We start from the raw sequence: 18855 nt of genomic DNA, 5'->3' as shown, positions 1-18855 counted from the left end.
CCGGCTCAGGCGGGCAGCAGCCCGACCTTGGCGTAAACGTCGGTGATCGTGGAGTGGGCGACCTCGCGGGCGTGGGCTGCGCCCTCGGCGAGGATCTTCTCCAGTTCGGTCCGCTCGTCCAGCAGTTGCAGCGTACGCTCCCGGTAGGGCGCCGCGAAGGCCGTCACCGCATCGGCCACCGCACCCTTGAGATCGCCGTACCCCTTGCCCTCGAAGCCGGCGACCAGGGTGTCCATCGGCTCGTCGGTGAGGGCGGCGAGGATGGTCAGCAGGTTGGAGACTCCGGGCTTGGCGTCCTCGTCGAAGCTGATCTCCCGGCCCGAGTCGGTGACCGCGGACTTGATCTTCTTGACGTTGATCTTAGGATCGTCCAGCAGGTCGATCAGTCCGTTCGGCGAGGCCGCCGACTTGCTCATCTTGGCCGTCGGCTCCTGCAGGTCCTGAATCTTGCCGACCGACTTGAGGATGTGCGGTTCGGGGACAACGAAGGTCCGGCCGTAGCGGGCGTTGAAGCGACCGGCCAGGTCCCGGGTCAGCTCGAGGTGCTGGCGCTGGTCCTCCCCCACCGGCACCTGCGCCGCCTGGTAGAGCAGGATGTCGGCGGCCATCAGGATCGGGTAGCTGAAGAGCCCGACATTGGTCGAGTCGGATCCGGCCTTGGCCGACTTGTCCTTGAACTGGGTCATCCGGCTGGCCTGCCCGAAACCGGTCATGCACGACAGCACCCAGCTGAGCTGGGTGTGCTCGACGACGTGGGACTGGACGAAGACCGTCGACCGGCTCGGGTCGATCCCTGCGGCGATCAGCTGTGCGGCGGCCCGCAGCGTGCGTTCCTTCAGGACGACGGGATCCGGCTCGACCGTCAACGCGTGCAGGTCGGCCACGCCGTAGAAGGCGTCGTAGCTGTCCTGCAGCGGTACCCACTGGCGCAGGGCGCCCAGATAGTTGCCCAGATGCAGCGAATCGGCGGTGGGCTGGATCAGGGAAAGAACACGGTCGGACACGGAGGTCATTCTTCCATCGCCGGCTGAACGTGCGGCACGACCTCCTCGGTCGCCGCCTTGGACGGCTCCACCGGCGTCATCCGGGCCCAGAACCGGGCTGCCCGGCGGCCGTCCAGCTCGGTCACGCGCATTTCCAGTCGGGTCATTGCCGGTGTGTCGTCGTCACCGGACCGGCCGGTCGGGATCTCGTCGTCGATAGTGTCGCCGAGCTCGGGGATGCGGCCGAGGCGCGCGACGAAATAGCCCGCCACGGTGTCGTAGTGGCCCTCCGGCAGCGTCAGCCCGGTGCGGTCGGCGAACTCCTCCAGCGTCAGCAGCCCGTCCACCTCGTGGTCCCGGTCTGGACCACGATCGACCTCCGGCTCGTCGTACTCGTCAGTGATCTCCCCGACCAGTTCCTCGACCAGGTCCTCCAAGGTGACGATGCCGGCCGTGCCGCCGTACTCGTCGACCACGATGGCCAGGTGGGCGGCCTGCCGGCGCAGCTCGGTCAGGGCCAGCAGGACGCGTACGGTGTCGGGCAGGGAGACGACCGGCCGGACCAACTCGCGGACCGGGATCGCGCGGGTGCTGACGCGGGGATCCAGCAGATCGCGGATGTGCACGAAGCCGATGATGTCGTCCGATGACTGGTCGCGGACCGGATATCGGGAGCGGGCCGCGGTGTTGACCTCGCGGACCGCCTGGTAGGCGGGAGTGTCGGCATCAAGGAAGTCCACCTCCGTCCGCGGCACCATCACCTCGCGCAGGCTGCGCGAACCGGCCGCGAACACGTCGTCGACGATCCGCCGCTCCTCCTCACCCAGGCTCTCCGACCCGCTGACCATGGCCCGGATCTCCTCGCTGCTGACCTCCTCGCGATGGGCCGACGGGTCACCGCCGAGCAGCCGGACCAGACCGTTGGTGGAGACGCCGAGCAGCCAGATCACCGGCCTGGCGATCCGGGCGACAAAGTCGACCACCGGAGCCAGCGCCATCGCGAAGGACTCCGAGCGCTGCAGGGCCAGTCGCTTGGCGGTCAGCTCACCGACCACGATCGACACGTAGGAGATGATCGCCGTGACCACCACCAGGGCGACGGTGTTCGCGACTCCGGGGCTGAGATGCAACCGCTGCAACTGCCGGCCCAGCGGGCCGGACAGGGTCGCACCGCCGAAGGCCGCCGACAAGAAGCCGGCCAGCGTCACACCGAGTTGGACGGCGGACAGGAAACGGTTGGGGTTGCTGGTCAGCTTGACGATCGTCTGACCGCGGCTGCTGCGATGGGCCAGCTGCCTGACCTGACTCTCGCGCAGCGACACGAGCGCCATCTCGGCGGCCGCGAAGACCCCGCTGATCACGATGAACAGCAGGATCAGACCGGCATCGCCCACTACGGTGCTCATGCGCCCCAGACTAATTGGGCACGGCCATTGGGCACGACCAGCGGATCGGTCAACTGGTCCCGAACAGGTCCCTGGTGTAGACCTTGGCCTCCACGTCGGCCAGATCAGGATGCCGGCGGTTGGCGACGATCACGTCGGCCCGGGACTTCAGCTGATCAAGATCACGAATGACCTCCGAGCCGAAGAAGCTGTCGTCGGTCAGCTCTGGCTCGTAGACCAGCACCTCGATGCCTTTGGCCTTGATCCGCTTCATGACGCCCTGGACGCTGGATTCGCGGAAGTTGTCGGATCCGGTCTTCATGATCAGCCGGTAGATCCCGACGGTCCGCGGATGCCGGGACAGGATGTCGGTGGCGACGAAATCCTTGCGGGTGCCGTTGGCGTCGACGATCGCCTCGATCAGTGTCTGCGGCACGTCCCGGTAGTTGGCCAGCAGTTGTTTGGTGTCCTTGGGCAGGCAGTAGCCGCCATAGCCGAAGGACGGGTTGTTGTAGTGGCTGCCGATCCGCGGGTCCAGACCGACGCCCTCGATGATCTGCCGCGAGTCCAATCCGTGCAGGACGGCGAAGGTGTCGAGCTCGTTGAAGTAGGCGACCCGCATCGCCAGGTAGGTGTTGGCGAAGAGCTTGATCGCCTCGGCCTCGGTCGGTTCGGTCATCAGCACCGGCACGTCGGTGTCCTCGGCGGCCTCCAGCAGCAGGTCGGCGAAGCGCTTGGCCCGGACGCTGGTCTCGCCGACGATGATCCGCGAGGGGTGCAGATTGTCGTAGAGTGCCTTCCCCTCCCGCAGGAACTCCGGGCTGAACATCACGTTGGCAGTGCCGAGCCGCGACGTGACGTCGCGGACGAAGCCGACCGGGACAGTTGACTTGACCACCATCACCGCCGCCGGGTTGACCGCCGCAACGTCGGTGATCACGCCCTCGACCGACCGGGTGTCGAAGTAGTTCTTCACCGGGTGGTAGTTGGTCGGGGTCGCGATGATCACGAACTCCGCGTCCTCGTACGCCTGGTGCTTGTCGGTGGTGAAGGTCAGGTCCAGCTCGGCGTGGGCCAGGTGGTCGATGATCTCGACATCCTCGATCGGCGACGTCCCGGCCCTCAGCAACTCGACCCGTTCGGCATCGATGTCGTAGGCCACCACCCGGTTGTGCTGGGCCAGCAGGATCGCCATCGACAGCCCCACGTAGCCCGTTCCCACCACCGCAACCTTGGTCATGGCAACCAACCTAGTTCAGTTCCTTAACATCTTCTGGCAGCTCGGCAACAGATGGGTGACCATCCGGCTGAAACCGAGATCGGTGGGATGGGAGCCGTCGACTGTCGCCTCGCCGTCGGTGCCCAGCAAGCCGGGCCCGGACAGGTAGTGGAGGTTGCCATCGCCCTCGGCGAGCAGTCGTTCGTAGGCCGTCCGCAGCGCGCCGCGGCGAAGCTCGTGATTCTCCTGGACGTCGGAGAGGATCCAGGCGTCGGTCCTGGTCCGGTCCTCGACGAGCAGGATCGGCGTCGACGGCCGGTCCTGCCGGAGCCGTCGGACGAAGGGCTCGGCGCGCTCGGCGACCTGTTCGGTGGTCATATTGGGCAGGCAGTCGATCAGGTACGCGGCCGCATCGACCTCGGCGTACAGCGCCGCGAGCTCGATCTCCATCCGGCCGTTGCTGGAGAAGCCGAGATTGATGACAGGTCTGCCGAGCCGGCGGCCGAGCATGGCCGGCATCGCCATCCCCGGGCGCGACGCCGCGGCACCGTGCACGATCGAGGTGCCGTAGTAGAGCACCGGCGGCGTCGGATCGTGATCGAGTACCTGCAGGGTGGCGCCGGCCGGGACACCGAGGGCGACATCGTCGGCCCGGTTGAACAGCGGCAGGTAGAGCCGGAACTCCCGGCCGCCAGGACCAGCCGGTCGGATACCGTCCAGCAACACGTCGGTGGTGGTTCCGACCGCATCCGGAGCGCCGAACGACGCCCAGCGCAGCAGCCCGCGGTCGTCGGCGGCATACAGATCGACGCCACTGACCGAACTGGCCGGCATGTGCCGCATGGCCACCGGCTCGAGCCCGACGGTCCAGCGGGCTGCGATCCGCGTCGCGTCGGTCCGGAACCGGTAGTACAGCCCGGCGGAGTGCCGGCTCAGGTCCCAGACCGGCTGCGGGACGACCGCCTGCGCCCGGGCCGGCAGCCGATCCGTGCGGAGCGCTGTGTCCGGCATGCGCCAGCCCCGGCCCTCCGGCTCGCCGTCCAACTCATGCCACTGCAGACCGTCAGTCGCCGACAAGGTCATCGACAGCTCCTTCGCTCGGGATTGCGGCGTGTGGGCATCATCACGCGACCCGCCCGATCACCGTGTCCACCAATCTTGCTAGCGTCGGATCCTGGTCGTCCAGTCGACCGACTGGTATGCATCACCTGAGGAGAGAGTGACATGAGCCCCGCCCCCGTCAAGGTCGCCGTCACCGGCGCCGCCGGCCAGATCTGCTACAGCCTGTTGTTCCGGATCGCCTCCGGCGAACTGCTCGGTCCCGACCAGCCGGTCGAACTGCGCCTGTTGGAGATCACACCGGCCCTCAAGGCACTCGAGGGCGTCGTGATGGAGTTGGACGACTGCGCCTACTCCACCCTGGCCGGTGTCGAGATCGGCGACGACCCGAACAAGGTGTTCGAGGGCATCAACCTGGCCTTGTTGGTCGGCGCCCGTCCACGCAGCAAGGGCATGGAGCGGTCGGATCTGCTGCAGGCCAACGGCGCGATCTTCTCGGCCCAGGGCAAGGCGCTCAATGATCACGCAGCCGATGACGTCAAGGTGTTGATCACCGGCAATCCGGCCAACACCAACGCGCTGATCGCCTCCAGCAACGCTCCCGACATTCCCGGCAACCGGTTCAACGCACTCACTCGTCTTGATCACAACCGGGCCAAGGCCCAACTGGCCGCGAAGGCCGGCGTCACCGTCGACGACGTCACCAACGTCACCATCTGGGGCAACCACTCCGCCACCCAGTACCCGGACGTCTTCCACGCCAAGATCAACGGCGCCCCGGCGGCCGAGGTGATCAACGACCAGAAGTGGATCGAGTCGGAGTTCCTGCCGACGGTGCAGCAGCGCGGTGCGGCGATCATCGAGGCCCGCGGCGCCAGTTCGGCCGCCAGCGCGGCCAACGCGACCCTCGAGGCCGCCCGCACCTGGCTCACCGACACTCCCGAAGGCGACTGGGTCTCGATGGCGGTGCCGACCGACGGCTCGTACGGCATCGCCGAGGGCGTGATCAGCTCCTTCCCGGTGACCGTCTCGGGTGGCGAATACGCCATCGTCGAGGGCCTGGAGATCGATGACTTCTCCCAGGCGAAGATCGACGCCTCCGTGGCCGAGCTGCGGGACGAGGCCGAAGCCGTCAAGAGCCTCGGCCTGATCTGAGCCGACGATGACCGACGACGCGAAGGCGACCGAGCAACCGGCGCCGGCCGACTATCTGGTCACCAGCACCGGGTCGATCGGCTCCGGTGAGCAGCGGCTGGAGTATCACGTCAGCTGCGGCCGGATGGTGCTGCGCGAGGAGATCATCGAGGACCAGAAGTTCGGCGGCCACCAGGCCCGGGCGGAGATCTTCCACATCGCCTACACCCTCGATGGGGCCGAACCCGGCAGCCGACCAGTCACCTTCGCGTTCAACGGCGGCCCCGGCTCGTCCTCGGTCTGGCTGCATCTGGGATTGCTCGGCCCGCGCCGGGTGATCATGGGTGACGCCGGTGACCTGAAACCGCCGCCGTATGCGATCGAGGACAACCTGCAGACGCTGCTGACCGAGACCGATCTGGTCTTCATCGATCCGGTCACGACGGGCTTCTCCCGCACCGTCGAGGGACATCGGGCCGACGATTTCCACGGCTTCGGTCGCGATCTTGAATCGGTCGGCGAATTCATCCGGTTGTGGGCCACCCGCAACGGCCGCTGGTCGTCCCCGAAATTCCTGGCCGGAGAGTCGTACGGGACGACCCGCGCGGCGGGACTGGCCAACCGGCTGCAATCGGAGTACGGGATGTACGTCAACGGCGTCATCCTGATCTCCAGCATCCTCGACTTCGCCAGTGCCGATTTCACCGAGGGCAATGACCAGGCATTCGCCCTCTACCTGCCGACCTACGCAGCGACCGCGCACTATCACGGCAAGCTCGCCGATGATCTTGGTGATCTGGCCGATGTGGTCGCCCAGGCAGAAGACTTCGCTGCCCGTGATCTTCCGTACGCGTTGGCCCGCGGTTCCCGGCTTCCGACCGACGAACGCCGAGCGGTGATCGAGCGCTATGCCCGGCTGACCGGCCTCGATCCCGCCTATGTCGACCGTGCCGACCTGCGGATCACGCTGTTCGACTTCGTCGCCGAGCTGATGCGTGACCGGCAGCAACTGGTGGGCCGGCTGGACATGCGGTTCGTCGGTTGGCTCGACCACGGCAACGACTCGCACATGGATTACGACCCGTCCTACAGCGCGATCCTCGGACCGTACGCGACGGCCTTCAACTCCTATATCCGGGACGAATGCGGTTTCAAGATCGACATCCCGTACAACATCCTGACGCCCAAGGTCTATCCCTGGTCGTACAAGGAATTCGAGAACGCCTCGGTGGAGACCGCGACCGCGCTGGCCAAGGCGTTGCGGGACAATCCCGCCCTGCGGGTGCACATCTCCTGCGGCTACTACGACGGGGCGACCCCGCACTTCGCCGCCGAACACGTGATCGCGCACCTGCGGATTCCGGCAGCGGCCAGGGAGCGGATCGAGTGGGCCTACTACGAGGCCGGGCACATGACCTATGTGCACGAGCCGAGCAGGCAACAGCAGTCGGAGGATCTGCGCGCCTTCATCCGCTCGGCGACCTGAGTCGAGGAACGCCGGGAAGAATCAAGATTTCATCAAGGCGGTCCGATATCGGGGATTCTATAGCTCAATGCACCCTCAATCCGACATCCTGGGCTTGTGACTACTCCATACGAGCAGCCCGGCTATGGTGCCGTGCCGCAGCCCCATCCGCGTGGTGTCCCGGTGCTCATCCTGGGCATCGTCGGCCTCGTGATCTGTTTTCCCTGCGGGATCATCGCCGTGGTCCTGGGTAACGGCGCACTCAAGGAGATCGACGCGAACCCTGGCGCCTACACCAACCGTGGCATGGTCAATGCCGGACGGATCCTCGGCATCATCGCCATCGTGATCTGGGTCATCGGCCTGATCGCCCGGTTCGCGCTCTCCCACGGCAACTGAAGTTTGACCGCTCGGTGAGCGGATTGAGGAGAAGATGGGTGGCATGAGCTCCCTCTACGGTTCCAGCCCCTACGGCGATCAGCCGAACGATTCGTCCGGCGACCAGTCCGGAGATCAGCAGGGTGATCAGTCCGGTAATCAGCCCGGCTACGGACAGCAACCTGACTATGGCCAGCAACCGGGCCAGCAGCCGGGGTACGGGCAGGACCCGTCCCAGGGGCAACAGCCCTCCTACGGTCAGCAACCTGACTATGGCCAGCAACCGGGCCAGCAACCGGGGTACGGGCAGCAGCAGCCGCCGCAGAGCCAGCCCGGCTACGGTCAGCAGCCCGGCTACGGTCAGCAACCCGGCTACGGAACGCCGTCCAGCTACGGCACCGCCCCGTCCAGCTATGGCAGCGCCCCGAACACCGGCACTCCGGCCTCCTACGGCACCCAGCCCTACTCGGGTGGCTACGGCGGCCCGCAGTCGTACGGCTACGGTGCGATGCAGCAGCCGCACCCGCAGGGCACCATGATCCTGGTTTTCGGCATCCTCGGATTCGTGGTCTGCTTCGGCTTCGGCATCGCTGCCTGGGTGATGGGCACCCGGGCACTGCGGGAGATCGACACCAATCCTGGCGCCTACTCCAACCGCGGCGTGGTCAACGCCGGCCGGATCTGCGGCATCATCTCCACGATCCTGCAGGGCATCGTGATCGTGATCTACATCATCGTGATCATCGCGGCGGCGGCCAGCAGTGGCTCCTAGCAGCCCACCGAGTCCACCGACGCAGGTCGCACGAGGCCGGGGAGTATGAGTTCTCCGTACGGTCCTGGCCCCTACGGTCAGCCTTACGGTTATGGGCCGATCCGCCAGTCGCATCCGCAGGGAGCGATCGTTCTGGTCTTCGGCATCCTCGGTTTCGTCGTGTGCTTCGGCTTCGGTATCGCCGCCTGGGTGATAGGAAACAAAGCACTGGCGGAGGTCGACGCGAATCCGGGCGCCTACGACAATCGGAGCCTCATCAGTGCCGGACGAATCCTGGGAATCGTCGGAACCTTGCTGAACGCGGCCGGTGTCGTGCTCATGATCATCTATTTCGTGGTGATCATCGGCATCTCCGCTTCCCAGTCCAGCTATTAGGAAGGTGCGGCACGCGTCGCACGAAACTAGGGAATCGGGTTGCCGCCGCCGTGCGGCACGACGATGGCCAGCACGATGACCGCGATCCCCATTCCCAACAGGGCGATCACGTCGAAGAATCTGTTCCTGGCCTGCAACAGGCCGGACCGATCGGCGAGCACCAGCCGCTCGATGCCGCCGATGGTCAGGAATGCGCCGATGACCACGCAGCCCAGCCGCCAGTGACCGATCAGCACGCCGACGACCCCGGCAGCCATGCCGATCACGACCACCGCCAACGGCGTGATCTCCGCCGAAGTGCTCAGGTGTGCCGGTTGTCGTTCAGCGTCCATCGGATCCGCCCCAGCAGATCTTGCGCCCCTCGACCCACCACGACTGCGCGGCCATCCGGGCGACCACCCGGACCAGCAACTCGCGTTCGGTGATCTTGATCCGCTCGTGCAGGCTGTCGACGGTGTCGTCGTCGAGGACCCGTACGGCGGCCTGGTCGAGGATCGCACCGCTGTCCACACCGTCGTCGACCAGGAACACGGTCGATCCGGTGATCTTGACGCCGTGGTCGAGGGCGTCCCGGGTCCCGTGCATCCCGGGGAAGGAAGGCAGCAGGGCCGGGTGGGAATTGATGATGCGGCCGGAGAACTTCTCCAGGAACGCTGCTCCGACAAGCTTCATGAAGCCGGCCAGCACGACCACGTCGGGCTGGTGATCGGCGACCAGCTCAGTGAGGGCCCGGTCCCAGGCCGCACGATCTGCGCCCTTCGGCAACGGGTGGCTGAAGGTCGGGATCCCCGCCTGCCGGGCTCTGTCCAGGCCCTCGACCGCGGGCCGATCGGATCCGACCGCGACGATCCGGGCGCCGAATTCCGGGCCGGACTGTGCGTCGATCAACGACTGCAACAGGGTCCCCGATCCAGACACCAGCACGACCACGCGTAACGCCACGCCGGGCAGCCTATCTGCCGATCAGCTGCCGGCCACGCTCAGGCGGACCGGCGCTGCCGGACGACTGTTTCCTCCGCGTCTTCCTCCGCGTCGATCTCGGCGTCTTCCTCCGCGTCGATCTCGGCGTCTTCGGGCAGCTCGACCGCGACCGTGTCGTCGTCCTCCATCGCCGGCGCTGCGGCCGCCTCCGGCCGGACGCGTCGGTCCGCAGCCTGCGTGCGGTGGCTGCGGACCCGCCGCAGCGTCGCGACCAGGCCGAAGACCAGGCCGCAGATCATTCCCGACAGACCGAGCAGCGTACAGCTCATCACCAGGAGCGGCAGCATCCGCGGGCCGGCACCGGCCAGCCGTCCGTCACCGAGGCCGCCGCCGGTGGCGGCGCCCAGTCCGGTGAAGACCAGAGCAGCGAGCAGACCGGCCAGACCGCCGACCAGCGACGTCTCGTCCGGGCGCGCGTCCGGTCGGCGGCGCACCACGAAGAAGGCCGCAACGGCGCCCGCGACCACCCCCGAGCCCAGCCAGCTGAGACTGACGGCAGTGCCGGGACCCACACCTGGCAGGGCGCCGAGGATCGGAATCGACGGCAGCAGTCCGAGGCTGGTGTCGGACGGCGCGACGACCGAGCCCTGGCCGATCGTGAAGCCGGCGCCGAGGGCATAGCTGGCCGCCCAGATCACAACATTCGGGGCGAAGGCGGCCTGTGCCGCCCAGAGCGCGATGCCGCCGACGGTGCCCGCGCCGAGCCCGGCGGCCAGGACGGAGATCCGGTGGGCGTGCAAGATCATCCCGGTCGCCAGTACCGCCGATCCGGAGACCAGCAGCACTCCTACCCCGCCGCTGACGGCAGCCGGAAGCGGCCGAGTCCATTGCGGCCAGTAGTCGCTGAGCCGGATCCCGGCGCCCCGGCTGGCACCCCAGAAGCTGCCGATCGCCGCGATCAACGCGGCGCCGACGACGCCGCGGACCACATCGGCCCCGCTGGTCAATGCCACGGCTGCCACCACGATGGCGTAACCGACGGTCGCCAGGCCGGCCGCGCCGGCCGCGATCCTGAGCGCCTCCGAGTCCTCCGCCTGGGCGAACCGGACCGCCGAACGGGTGAAGCGGCTGATCATGAAGACGATCAGCAGGCTCATTCCGAGCGGAACCAGCGACCACGAGACGCCGCCCAGCCGGGCGGGCGACCCGTTGGCCAGAAGCCACAAGCGTGTCCCGGTGTGCAGCACCGAACTGAGGTCGCCGGGGTCGGCGGCAAGCCAGCCGACGACGGCCAGACCGGACACGATGACCCAGCCGGCGAGTGCGCTGATCAGCGCACCACCGACTGCCACCAGCTGCCAGCCCCATCGCGGGCCGTACGGCTCCCCGTCCGAGTCCGCCTCTTCCGCGCGCGTGGCGGTCAGGCGTACGTCAGGCGTCTGACGGGCCGACGGACGCTTGGACCGACGCGAGGACAGTGGGGAGGCCATGGCTCATCCATGCTCTCCTGCCGCTGCGGCAATCTGGGACAGACACGCCCGAGCAGGTACAGTTCAAGCGGTCCGAGAGGGGCCACCCGGGGTCCGCCCCGGTTGAAACGGCACGTCAGCAGGGAGTTCGGTCGAGCATGGCGGGGAATGATCGGGGCGAGTACCGACCGCGCCGGGCCCGTCTCGACGACCCGACCGACCACCCGGCAGCAGGCCCATCTGACAAGTTGGCCGACGACTCGGCCGACGACCTGGCAGACCAGCCGCCGGTCGAGGACGAGGCGCCGGTCAAGGACGAGGCGCCGGTCAAGGACGAGGCGGACGTCGCGACCGGTTCACACTCGGCCGTACGCCAGGAGCCACCGGCGCCACGGTCACCCGCCGATGCCGCAGAGCAGCCGGCCCCGGTCCACCAGCCGACGACCGAGGAGCGGATCGCCGCAGCCCGGCGGGCCGAACGACTGGCCGAGCTCCAGCAGCTGCGGGACAGCAGCGGCGGCAGCGGGCTGCAGAAGGCCGACCGGCCAGATGTCGGCCGCCGGCCCAACCTCAGTGAGCCGGTCGTCCGTCCCGCGCGCCGGAGCCGGTCGGGCATCGCCGTCAGCGTGATCGCCGTCGTGGTAGTGGCCGCCCTGGCCGTCGGTTACCTGCTCTGGTCCAACCACCGCGCCACCCCGGCCGCGCAGGAGCCACAGCCGTCGGCGACCAGCGCGGCCAGCACCCATCTGATCACCGAGCAGACGATGTTCAGTCCGCAACTGGCCAATACGGTCGTGAACCTGCCCTGGCAGGTCACCGCCGACCAGCCGGCCGGCGGCGCGGACTCCCCCGTTCCCGCATGCCTGGCCGGGCCTCAGGATGACGCCCCGACCCCGTCGGAGACGATGGTCCGGACGCTGTCCACTTCGACCAACGGACCCACTGCGTTGCATCTGTCGGAGGCCTACCGGACCTCGGAACTGGCGGCAGAGTCCTTCGCCCTCGTCGCAAAGTCGCTGGGCGGCTGCAACCTCAAGGGCAGCTTCATCGATGCAGCGCGGGTGATCACCGGCCTCGGCGACCAGGCCACCGCCGTATTGCTGGAGAATCCGGCCAAGGACAGCTACCGCGCTGTGGTGGCCAACCGCACCGGACGGCTGGTCAACGTGATCGACATCGCCCAGACCAAGACCGCACCCGACCTCGACAAGGCCGCCGCCGCACTCGGCAAGCTCACCGATCAGCAGTGCACCGCGGCCATCGGCATCTGCGCCAGCGATCCGCAGGTCAGCGACGGGCCGCCGCCGGTCGGTGGCGACGAGCCCGGCTTCCTGGCGCTGGCCGACATCCCGGTGCCGACCAGCAACACCGGCACCTGGGGCGGATTGGCGCCCGGCTCACCCGCCGACGTCGTCACCTCGGGATGTGAGAACGTCGACTTCGCAACTCTCTCGGCCACCGGCCGGGCCGCACGCAGCTATGTGCTCGTCGACAAGCCGAAGGGCATGCCGAGCACCTTCGGGCTGGACGAGATCACGATCACGATGAAATCCGCCAAGGACGCCGCCCATGAAGCAGGCATGATCGGCGACAACATCAAGAAGTGCTCCGACAGGCTGCCGACGGCCCACGTGCTGGACGATGCCCGGGTGTCCGGCGTCGGTGCCGACGACACCGACATCACCGGTTCGGTCGCGCTCGTCAGTCAGCGGATCACCACCAAGAAGTCGTCCAAATACCGGGTCGGCATTGCGGCCGTCGGCGACAAGCTGGTCTACACCTTCCTGCCGCGGACCCCGGACTGGGACCTTCCCCAGGACGAGTGGTCGACACTGACCGTACGAGCCGCCCAGCGTGCCAGCCAGGTTCGTTAGTCGCGCGAGACACTAAGCGATCAGCAGTTCAGCGGTCTGCAGGAACCGGCGACCATGATCAGGATCGCCGACATCGAGGACGAACAGCCCGCTGCTCACCCGTTCGATGTATGCCCATTCGGCGATGGTGTCGCAGTCCAGTCCGCTGTAGCCGGCGGCCAGAGCGCAATGGTGCTGCTGCCACCCCCGCGGATCGTCGGATGCCAACAGCTGGTCGCTCCAGTCCCGCATCAGGATGCCGACGTCGTAGGCCGGATCGGCCAGGAATCCTGTCGGATCGACGAAGACATACCCTCCGACCGAGCCCTCCCGGGCGTCGGGCGAGCGCAGCACGTTGCCCGGATGCGGATCGCCGTGCACGACCACCCACTCACCGCGCGGCATCGCGGCTCGACGGGCCGCATAGCCGAGGGCCTGGTCGACGACCCGTTCCGGACAGGGACGGTTGTGGCGATTCCACAGCTTTGTGATCAGCCGGGCGAGTTCCTCGGCGTTGTTCCAGCTCTGGTCGAGGTAGCTCGTGGCCGGGACCTCCCAAGCGACCCGGAGGAGATCGCAGACGGCCCGGATCTGTTCCTGGGGTGGAAGATCGGCGTCGGCCAGCGACCCGCCGAGTGACTCCAGCAGGTAGCCGTTCGTCTCCTGATCAACACCGAGCACCCGTACGTAACCGCGACCATCGGCCAGCTCCAGCAGCCGGAGTTGATCATGGAAGTCGATACCGGGGATCACTAGCTTGAGCACGGCGGGAGCGCCGTCGGCGCAGGTCACTCCAAGCACCAGCGACGCAGTTCCGCCATCGAGCACCTGGCCCGGTGTGAGACCCCAGTTCGCGCACAATCGGCGGAGTTGATCATCGAGACCGGTCAGCCAGGCGCCCTGCCCCTGGCTGACCGCTCGGATGCGTACGGCTTCGGGTACCGCTACCACACCGCCGACTTCAGCCGTTCAGGATCGCCCGCATCAGCTCCGCGGTCTCGCTCGGCGTCTTGCCGACCTTGACCCCGACGGCCTCCAGAGCGGCCTTCTTGGCCTCCGCGGTGCCCGACGAGCCGGAGACGATCGCACCGGCGTGGCCCATCGTCTTGCCTTCCGGTGCGGTGAAGCCGGCGACGTAGCCGACCACCGGCTTGGTGACATGGGCCTTGATGTAGTCGGCGGCCCGTTCCTCGGCGTCGCCGCCGATCTCCCCGATCATCACGATCGCCTTGGTGTCCGGGTCATCCTGGAATGCCTGCAGCGCATCGATGTGAGTGGTTCCGATCACCGGATCGCCACCGATGCCGATCGCGGTGGTGAAGCCGAAATCCCGCAGCTCGTACATCATCTGGTAGGTGAGGGTGCCGGACTTGCTGACCAGCCCGATCGGGCCCTTGCCCGCGATGGTGTGCGGCGTGATCCCGGCCAGCGACTCGCCCGGGGTGATGATCCCGGGGCAGTTGGGCCCGATGATCCTGGTCTTCTTGCCCAGCGAATAGTTGAAGACCTCGGCGGAGTCCTTGACCGGAATGCCCTCGGTGATGATCACCAGCAACGGAATCTCGGCATCGATGGCCTCGATCGCCGCGTCCCTGGAAAAGGCCGGCGGAACGAAGGCGACCGAGACATTCGCACCGGTCTTCTCCATCGCCTCGGCAACAGTGCCGAAGACCGGCAGCTCGGTGCCGTCGAAGTCCACGGTCGTCCCGGCCTTCCGGGCGTTGACGCCGCCGACGATGTTGGATCCGGCCTGCAACATCAGCCGGGTGTGCTTGGCCCCCATCGAGCCGGTCATGCCCTGGACGATGATCTTGCTGTCAGCGTTCAAAAAGATCGACATGGTTCTGTGATTCCTCTTCTCTGCTGTCAGCGGGTCACCGGGCGGCGAGCTCGGCGGCCTTGGCCGCGGCTCCGTCCATCGTGTCGACCTGGGTCACCAGCGGGTGGTTCAGCTCGTTCAGGATCGCGCGGCCCTGCTCGACGTTGTTGCCGTCCAGCCGCACGACCAGCGGCTTGGTGGCCTCCTCCCCGAGGATCTCCAGCGCGCCCTTGATGCCGTTGGCGACCTCGTCACAGGCGGTGATTCCGCCGAACACGTTGACGAAGACGGCGCGGACCTGATCATCGCCGAGGATGACGTCCAGGCCGTTGGCCATCACGGTGGCATTCGCGCCGCCACCGATGTCGAGGAAGTTCGCCGGCTTCACGCCGTACGGCTCCCCGGCGTAGGCGACCACGTCCAGTGTGCTCATCACCAGGCCGGCGCCGTTGCCGATGATGCCGACCTCGCCGTCGAGCTTGACGTAGTTGAGACCCTTCTCCTTCGCCTTGACCTCGAGCGGATCGGTGGTCGCGTTGTCGGCCAGCGCCTCGTGGTCGGGGTGACGGAATTCCGCGTTCTCGTCCAGAGTGACCTTGCCGTCCAGCGCGACGATCTCCCCGGCGCCGGTCTTGACCAGCGGGTTGACCTCGACCAGGGTGGCATCCTCACCGACGTAGACGTCGTAGAGCTTGATCAACACCGGGACGATCTTGGCGCCGGTCTCACCGTCGAAGCCGGCCGCTGCGACGATCTCCGTGGCCTTGGCCTCGTCGATGCCGACCAGCGGATCAACGGCGACCCGGGCCAGCGCGTCCGGGCGCTCGACCGCGAGCTGTTCGATCTCCATGCCACCCTCTTTGGAGCACATCGCCAGGTAGCGGCGGTTGGCGCGGTCGAGCAGCACCGAGAAGTAGTACTCCTCCGCGATGTCGGCGCCCTCGGCGATCATCAGCTTCTTGACGACGTGACCCTTGATGTCCAGGCCGAGGATCTCCTCGGCACGGCTGGCAGCCTCGTCCGGGCTCTTGGCGATCTTCACACCGCCGGCCTTGCCTCGGCCGCCGGTCTTCACCTGAGCCTTGACGACGACGACCGGAGTGCCGAGTTCGGCTGCGGCAGTCCTGGCCTCGTCCGGCGTCGTCGCGGTGATGCCGCGCAGGACGGGGACGCCATGTGCCTCGAACAGATCACGCGCCTGGTACTCGTACAGATCCACGCGCCATACCTCGCTTCCTGACAGTTGCGTCCGCGGTAGCAGACGTGCCGCAGCCTAGCCCCGGCGAGGGGGCGGTGATCACCCGGGTCAGGGTGCTTACAAGGTCGCCGTACGCCGTACGTTCGCTCGGACCCAGTCGACGATCTCGTCCATCCTGGCGCCTGGAGTGAAGATGCCCGTCACGCCGAGGTCGGCGAGCTGCGACCGGTCGGCCTCGGGGATGATGCCGCCTCCGAACACCACGATGTCGTCGGCGTCGGCGTCTTTGAGCAGTTCCAGGACCCGGGCGAAAAGAGTCATGTGTGCACCGGACAGCACCGACAGCCCGATCCCATCGGCGTCCTCGGCGATCGCGGTCGCGACGATCTGCTCGGGTGTCTGGTGCAGGCCGGTGTAGATGACTTCCATCCCGGCGTCGCGCAATGCGCGGGCGATCACCTTGGCCCCGCGGTCGTGTCCGTCCAAACCCGGTTTTGCGACCACGATCCGCAACGGCGTCGACGCTTTCTGCATGCCGCCGACGTTACCCGCCCGCGGCCCCGAATCCGCTGTTCCGGTCGGCACCGGGTGCACCCCAGCGGTGCCAGACTTGAGGACGGCGGCAGGAGAGTCGTGTTACGGGCAGCGCCGAAGAGCATCGGCCGCCTCGTCGAGGAGGCGACCTCCGGACAGCTGCGCCCGGCGATCCGGTCCTGGCTCGGACGCTGGGCATCCACTGTTGCCGCCGTCGGGGTGATCAGCGGCCTGGGCATCCTGCTCGCTGCGACCACCGACCTCGGCCTCGGCCTCGGCCTCGAGCCGAACGCACAGGTCGCGTCTGCCGATCGCAGTGCGGAGGGCCCGGCGCCGCTCGACAGTTACGATCCGAGCCTGGGTGCGGTTCCGGTGATCCGATTGAGCACCCCCGCGCAGACCCGGCTGGTCGCCGCCCAGCGTCAGTACGCCCTCGCGCTGGACCGTCAGCAGTGGGTCCAGGCGGGTTATCAGGCCCAGGCCGGAGCCCGGCAGCACGCGCTCACCGAGACGGCTGATGCGACCCAGCGGGCCCAGACCAGGATCTTCGCCGACCGTGAGCGCCAACAGGTGATCGCCGCCGCCCGGGCCAGGCTCGACGAGGTCGAAGCAGCGGGATCCGGTGCCCTGCCGATCGCGGCTGGTGTGATCGGGACCCGGTTCGGCGCGACCGGGTCCTGGGCGAGCTATCACACCGGAGTGGACTTCCGGGCGCCGTACGCTGAGCCGGTGCACGCGGCGGCCGCCGGGACGGTCGTCTTCGCCGGGAACAGCGGCGACTGGGCGGGCAATCACGTGGCCGTCCGGCATCCCACGGCGTGACGACGATGTACAGCCACCTGTCGTGGATCGGGGTCACTGTCGGCCAGCAGGTGGCGGCAAGCCAGGTGATCGGGCGGGTCGGCCAGACCGGCCGTGCCTTCGGACCGCACCTGCATTTCGAGGTGTATCCACCCGGAGTCCGCTTCGGCGACGTCTACCGGGCGGTCGACCCCTTGCCGTGGCTGGCCGCGGTCGGCGTCCATCCCCGCTGAATCCCGGTGAAACCGACCAGCATCCGAAATCTCAGCGCGACCGAATTTTGTCCACAGATCCACCCGCAGGGTTTGTCGGGCCGTTATTCATCCGTTATGGTCTTCGAGTGCCTGTTGCCTGCTAGGGGTCTCAGCGGGCAGTCGTCGAGGACAGGAGTACCCACCGCGTGTCACCGCAACCACGCCGCAAGTCCGATGCGCCGTTGAACCGATTCAACAGTCTGCGGACTTCTGCCTCCGGGGTCTATCGGCACTCGTCGGCCCGGCGGGCCATCGAAGAGATCGAGAAGGACAGGCGGGGCTGGCTCCGCAACGGGATCGCCGCGCTGGCGATCTCCGGCCTCGGCCTCGGTGTTGCGGGAGCGGTGGCAGCGACCAGTTCGGCCCACGACAGCCATGGCGCGGCAACGTCGGTGACGGTCGCGAACTCCTCGAATTCGGCGGACTCGGCGTCCGGAGCAGTCACCGGACGCACCGGTGGCAGCAGCCGTTCGGCTCAGCGCCCGGCGTTGAACAGTGGCGCCGAGAGCGATTCCACCGGGTCCAAGAGCGTCGGCCAGCCGTTGGACGGCACCGTCGACATGTCGGCCCGCCAGGACGCCCAGGCCAACGCCAAGGTGACCGACACCAGCCAGCAGGACGCAGCAGCCGAAGCCGCCGCTGCCGCTCGCGCCAAGGCGCTCAAGTCCACGGCGAACGAGACCCAGAAGCTCTCCAGCAAACTCAGCAAGGCCGGGGTCGGTGGCACCGACACCAGTGGTGACGGCACCGCGCACCTGCCGGTCAACCCGGGCCAGTTCACGATCGCGGCCACCTTCGGCGAGGTCGGCTCCTGGGCCCGCTACCACACCGGCGTCGACTTCGCTGCCCCGATCGGCACGCCGATCCATGCCACCGCCAACGGTGTGGTGACCAATGCCGGCATCGGTCCGGCCAGCAGCTGGGCCGGCAACTACGTGGTGATCAAATTCGCCGATGGCGAGCAGATGCTCTTCGCCCACATGGAGTCGACTGCGGTCACCAACGGCCAGAAGGTCACCGGCGGCCAGGTGATCGGCCACGTCGGGATGACCGGCCGCGCGTTCGGTCCGCACACCCACGTCGAGCTGTATCCGGTCGGCGTCACCCCGGGCGACGTCTACAGCGCCGTCAACCCGGTCCCTTGGTTCACCGCCCACGGCCTCAAAGTCTGAGTCCACTTCCTGCTGCTGCCGCCCGGTCTGGCACCACCAAGAGCAGGTTCCGGGGGACTACCCC

18 protein-coding genes and 1 pseudogene are annotated in these 18855 nt (G+C 67.6%); 8 read left to right on the top strand and 11 right to left on the bottom strand.

All coding sequences use genetic code 11. From position 1 onward, the window contains the following. Positions 1-5 precede the first annotated feature (5 nt). Genes trpS through IEY07_RS20165 form a run of 4 tightly spaced genes read right to left on the bottom strand, consistent with a single transcriptional unit; the run spans position 6 to position 4670 of the window. Positions 6-1013 (bottom strand): tryptophan--tRNA ligase, encoded by a 1008-nt coding sequence (trpS, locus tag IEY07_RS20180; RefSeq protein WP_188897254.1) that lies wholly within the window; start codon positions 1011-1013, stop codon positions 6-8. Further along, positions 1010-2389, bottom strand: coding sequence for a hemolysin family protein (locus tag IEY07_RS20175; RefSeq protein ID WP_188897252.1), 1380 nt, complete (start codon positions 2387-2389; stop codon positions 1010-1012). Before IEY07_RS20175 ends, trpS begins: the two co-directional genes overlap by 4 nt. A gap of 49 nt (positions 2390-2438) precedes the next feature. Next, the gene (locus tag IEY07_RS20170) at positions 2439-3608 is read right to left on the bottom strand and encodes a nucleotide sugar dehydrogenase (RefSeq protein WP_188897249.1); all 1170 of its coding nucleotides are present in this window, start codon (positions 3606-3608) and stop codon (positions 2439-2441) included. A 15-nt stretch (positions 3609-3623) separates the two neighbouring features. Next, positions 3624-4670 (bottom strand): SGNH/GDSL hydrolase family protein, encoded by a 1047-nt coding sequence (locus IEY07_RS20165; protein ID WP_188897243.1) that lies wholly within the window; start codon positions 4668-4670, stop codon positions 3624-3626. Between the two features lie 141 nt (positions 4671-4811). Between IEY07_RS20165 and IEY07_RS20160 the strand changes: the two genes are divergently transcribed. The 5 genes from IEY07_RS20160 (at position 4812) to IEY07_RS20140 (ending at position 8770) form a co-directional block, all read left to right on the top strand. Then, positions 4812-5801 (top strand): malate dehydrogenase, encoded by a 990-nt coding sequence (locus tag IEY07_RS20160; RefSeq protein WP_188897241.1) that lies wholly within the window; start codon positions 4812-4814, stop codon positions 5799-5801. 7 nt (positions 5802-5808) lie between these two features. Beyond that, positions 5809-7266: a S10 family peptidase gene (locus IEY07_RS20155; protein ID WP_188897239.1), complete on the top strand. Its 1458-nt coding sequence runs from the start codon at positions 5809-5811 to the stop codon at positions 7264-7266. Between the two features lie 96 nt (positions 7267-7362). After that, entirely contained in the window at positions 7363-7644 is a 282-nt protein-coding gene (locus tag IEY07_RS20150) for a DUF4190 domain-containing protein (protein WP_188897237.1), read from the top strand. 43 nt (positions 7645-7687) lie between these two features. Next, positions 7688-8395, top strand: a complete 708-nt coding sequence (locus tag IEY07_RS24350) for a DUF4190 domain-containing protein (RefSeq protein WP_229670396.1) — start codon at positions 7688-7690, stop codon at positions 8393-8395. A gap of 45 nt (positions 8396-8440) precedes the next feature. Continuing rightward, entirely contained in the window at positions 8441-8770 is a 330-nt protein-coding gene (locus IEY07_RS20140; RefSeq protein WP_188897235.1) for a DUF4190 domain-containing protein, read from the top strand. Between the two features lie 26 nt (positions 8771-8796). On the opposite strand, the gene IEY07_RS20135 is transcribed toward IEY07_RS20140, so the two are convergent. From IEY07_RS20135 to IEY07_RS20125, 3 genes are read right to left on the bottom strand one after another with little or no spacing between them, the layout of a single operon-like run. Further along, positions 8797-9102 carry a DUF3017 domain-containing protein gene (locus IEY07_RS20135; protein WP_188897233.1) on the bottom strand — a complete coding sequence of 102 codons (306 nt, stop codon included), beginning with the start codon at positions 9100-9102 and terminating at the stop codon, positions 8797-8799. After that, the gene (gene purN / locus IEY07_RS20130) at positions 9092-9712 is read right to left on the bottom strand and encodes a phosphoribosylglycinamide formyltransferase (protein ID WP_188897231.1); all 621 of its coding nucleotides are present in this window, start codon (positions 9710-9712) and stop codon (positions 9092-9094) included. The genes IEY07_RS20135 and purN overlap by 11 nt, the downstream gene beginning before the upstream one ends. A gap of 38 nt (positions 9713-9750) precedes the next feature. Then, positions 9751-11181 carry a cell division protein PerM gene (locus IEY07_RS20125; protein WP_188897229.1) on the bottom strand — a complete coding sequence of 477 codons (1431 nt, stop codon included), beginning with the start codon at positions 11179-11181 and terminating at the stop codon, positions 9751-9753. A 137-nt stretch (positions 11182-11318) separates the two neighbouring features. On the opposite strand from IEY07_RS20125, the gene IEY07_RS20120 reads away from it, so the two are divergent. Next, positions 11319-13034, top strand: a complete 1716-nt coding sequence (locus IEY07_RS20120) for a hypothetical protein (protein WP_188897227.1) — start codon at positions 11319-11321, stop codon at positions 13032-13034. Positions 13035-13046: 12 nt separating this feature from the next. On the opposite strand, the gene IEY07_RS20115 is transcribed toward IEY07_RS20120, so the two are convergent. The 4 genes from IEY07_RS20115 to icmB all read right to left on the bottom strand — a co-directional run bounded on the left by IEY07_RS20115 (position 13047) and on the right by icmB (position 16564). Next, positions 13047-13964, bottom strand: coding sequence for an aminoglycoside phosphotransferase family protein (locus IEY07_RS20115; protein WP_188897225.1), 918 nt, complete (start codon positions 13962-13964; stop codon positions 13047-13049). 10 nt (positions 13965-13974) lie between these two features. Then, complete coding sequence (sucD, locus tag IEY07_RS20110; RefSeq protein WP_188897223.1) at positions 13975-14853, bottom strand: succinate--CoA ligase subunit alpha; 879 nt, start codon at positions 14851-14853, stop codon at positions 13975-13977. A 34-nt stretch (positions 14854-14887) separates the two neighbouring features. Next, positions 14888-16051 (bottom strand): ADP-forming succinate--CoA ligase subunit beta, encoded by a 1164-nt coding sequence (gene sucC, locus IEY07_RS20105; protein ID WP_188897221.1) that lies wholly within the window; start codon positions 16049-16051, stop codon positions 14888-14890. A 96-nt stretch (positions 16052-16147) separates the two neighbouring features. Continuing rightward, the gene (icmB, locus tag IEY07_RS20100; protein ID WP_188897219.1) at positions 16148-16564 is read right to left on the bottom strand and encodes a coenzyme B12-dependent isobutyryl CoA mutase small subunit; all 417 of its coding nucleotides are present in this window, start codon (positions 16562-16564) and stop codon (positions 16148-16150) included. On the opposite strand from icmB, the pseudogene IEY07_RS20095 reads away from it, so the two are divergent. Together IEY07_RS20095 and IEY07_RS20085 are read left to right on the top strand one after the other, a co-directional pair. Next, positions 16505-17598 (top strand): annotated as a pseudogene (locus tag IEY07_RS20095) (M23 family metallopeptidase). The gene icmB and the pseudogene IEY07_RS20095 sit on opposite strands and share 60 nt — an antisense overlap. A 167-nt stretch (positions 17599-17765) precedes the next feature. Then, on the top strand, positions 17766-18791 hold the full coding sequence (locus tag IEY07_RS20085) for a M23 family metallopeptidase (protein ID WP_188897213.1): 1026 nt from the start codon (positions 17766-17768) through the stop codon (positions 18789-18791). Positions 18792-18855 lie beyond the last annotated feature (64 nt).

It is taken from the genome of Microlunatus endophyticus (genome assembly GCF_014646195.1).
In the GTDB taxonomy this organism is placed as follows: Bacteria; Actinomycetota; Actinomycetes; order Propionibacteriales; family Propionibacteriaceae; genus Microlunatus; species Microlunatus endophyticus.
The sequence above is the reverse complement of the archived record's forward strand: the minus strand, read 5'-3'. Positions and strand labels throughout refer to the sequence as shown.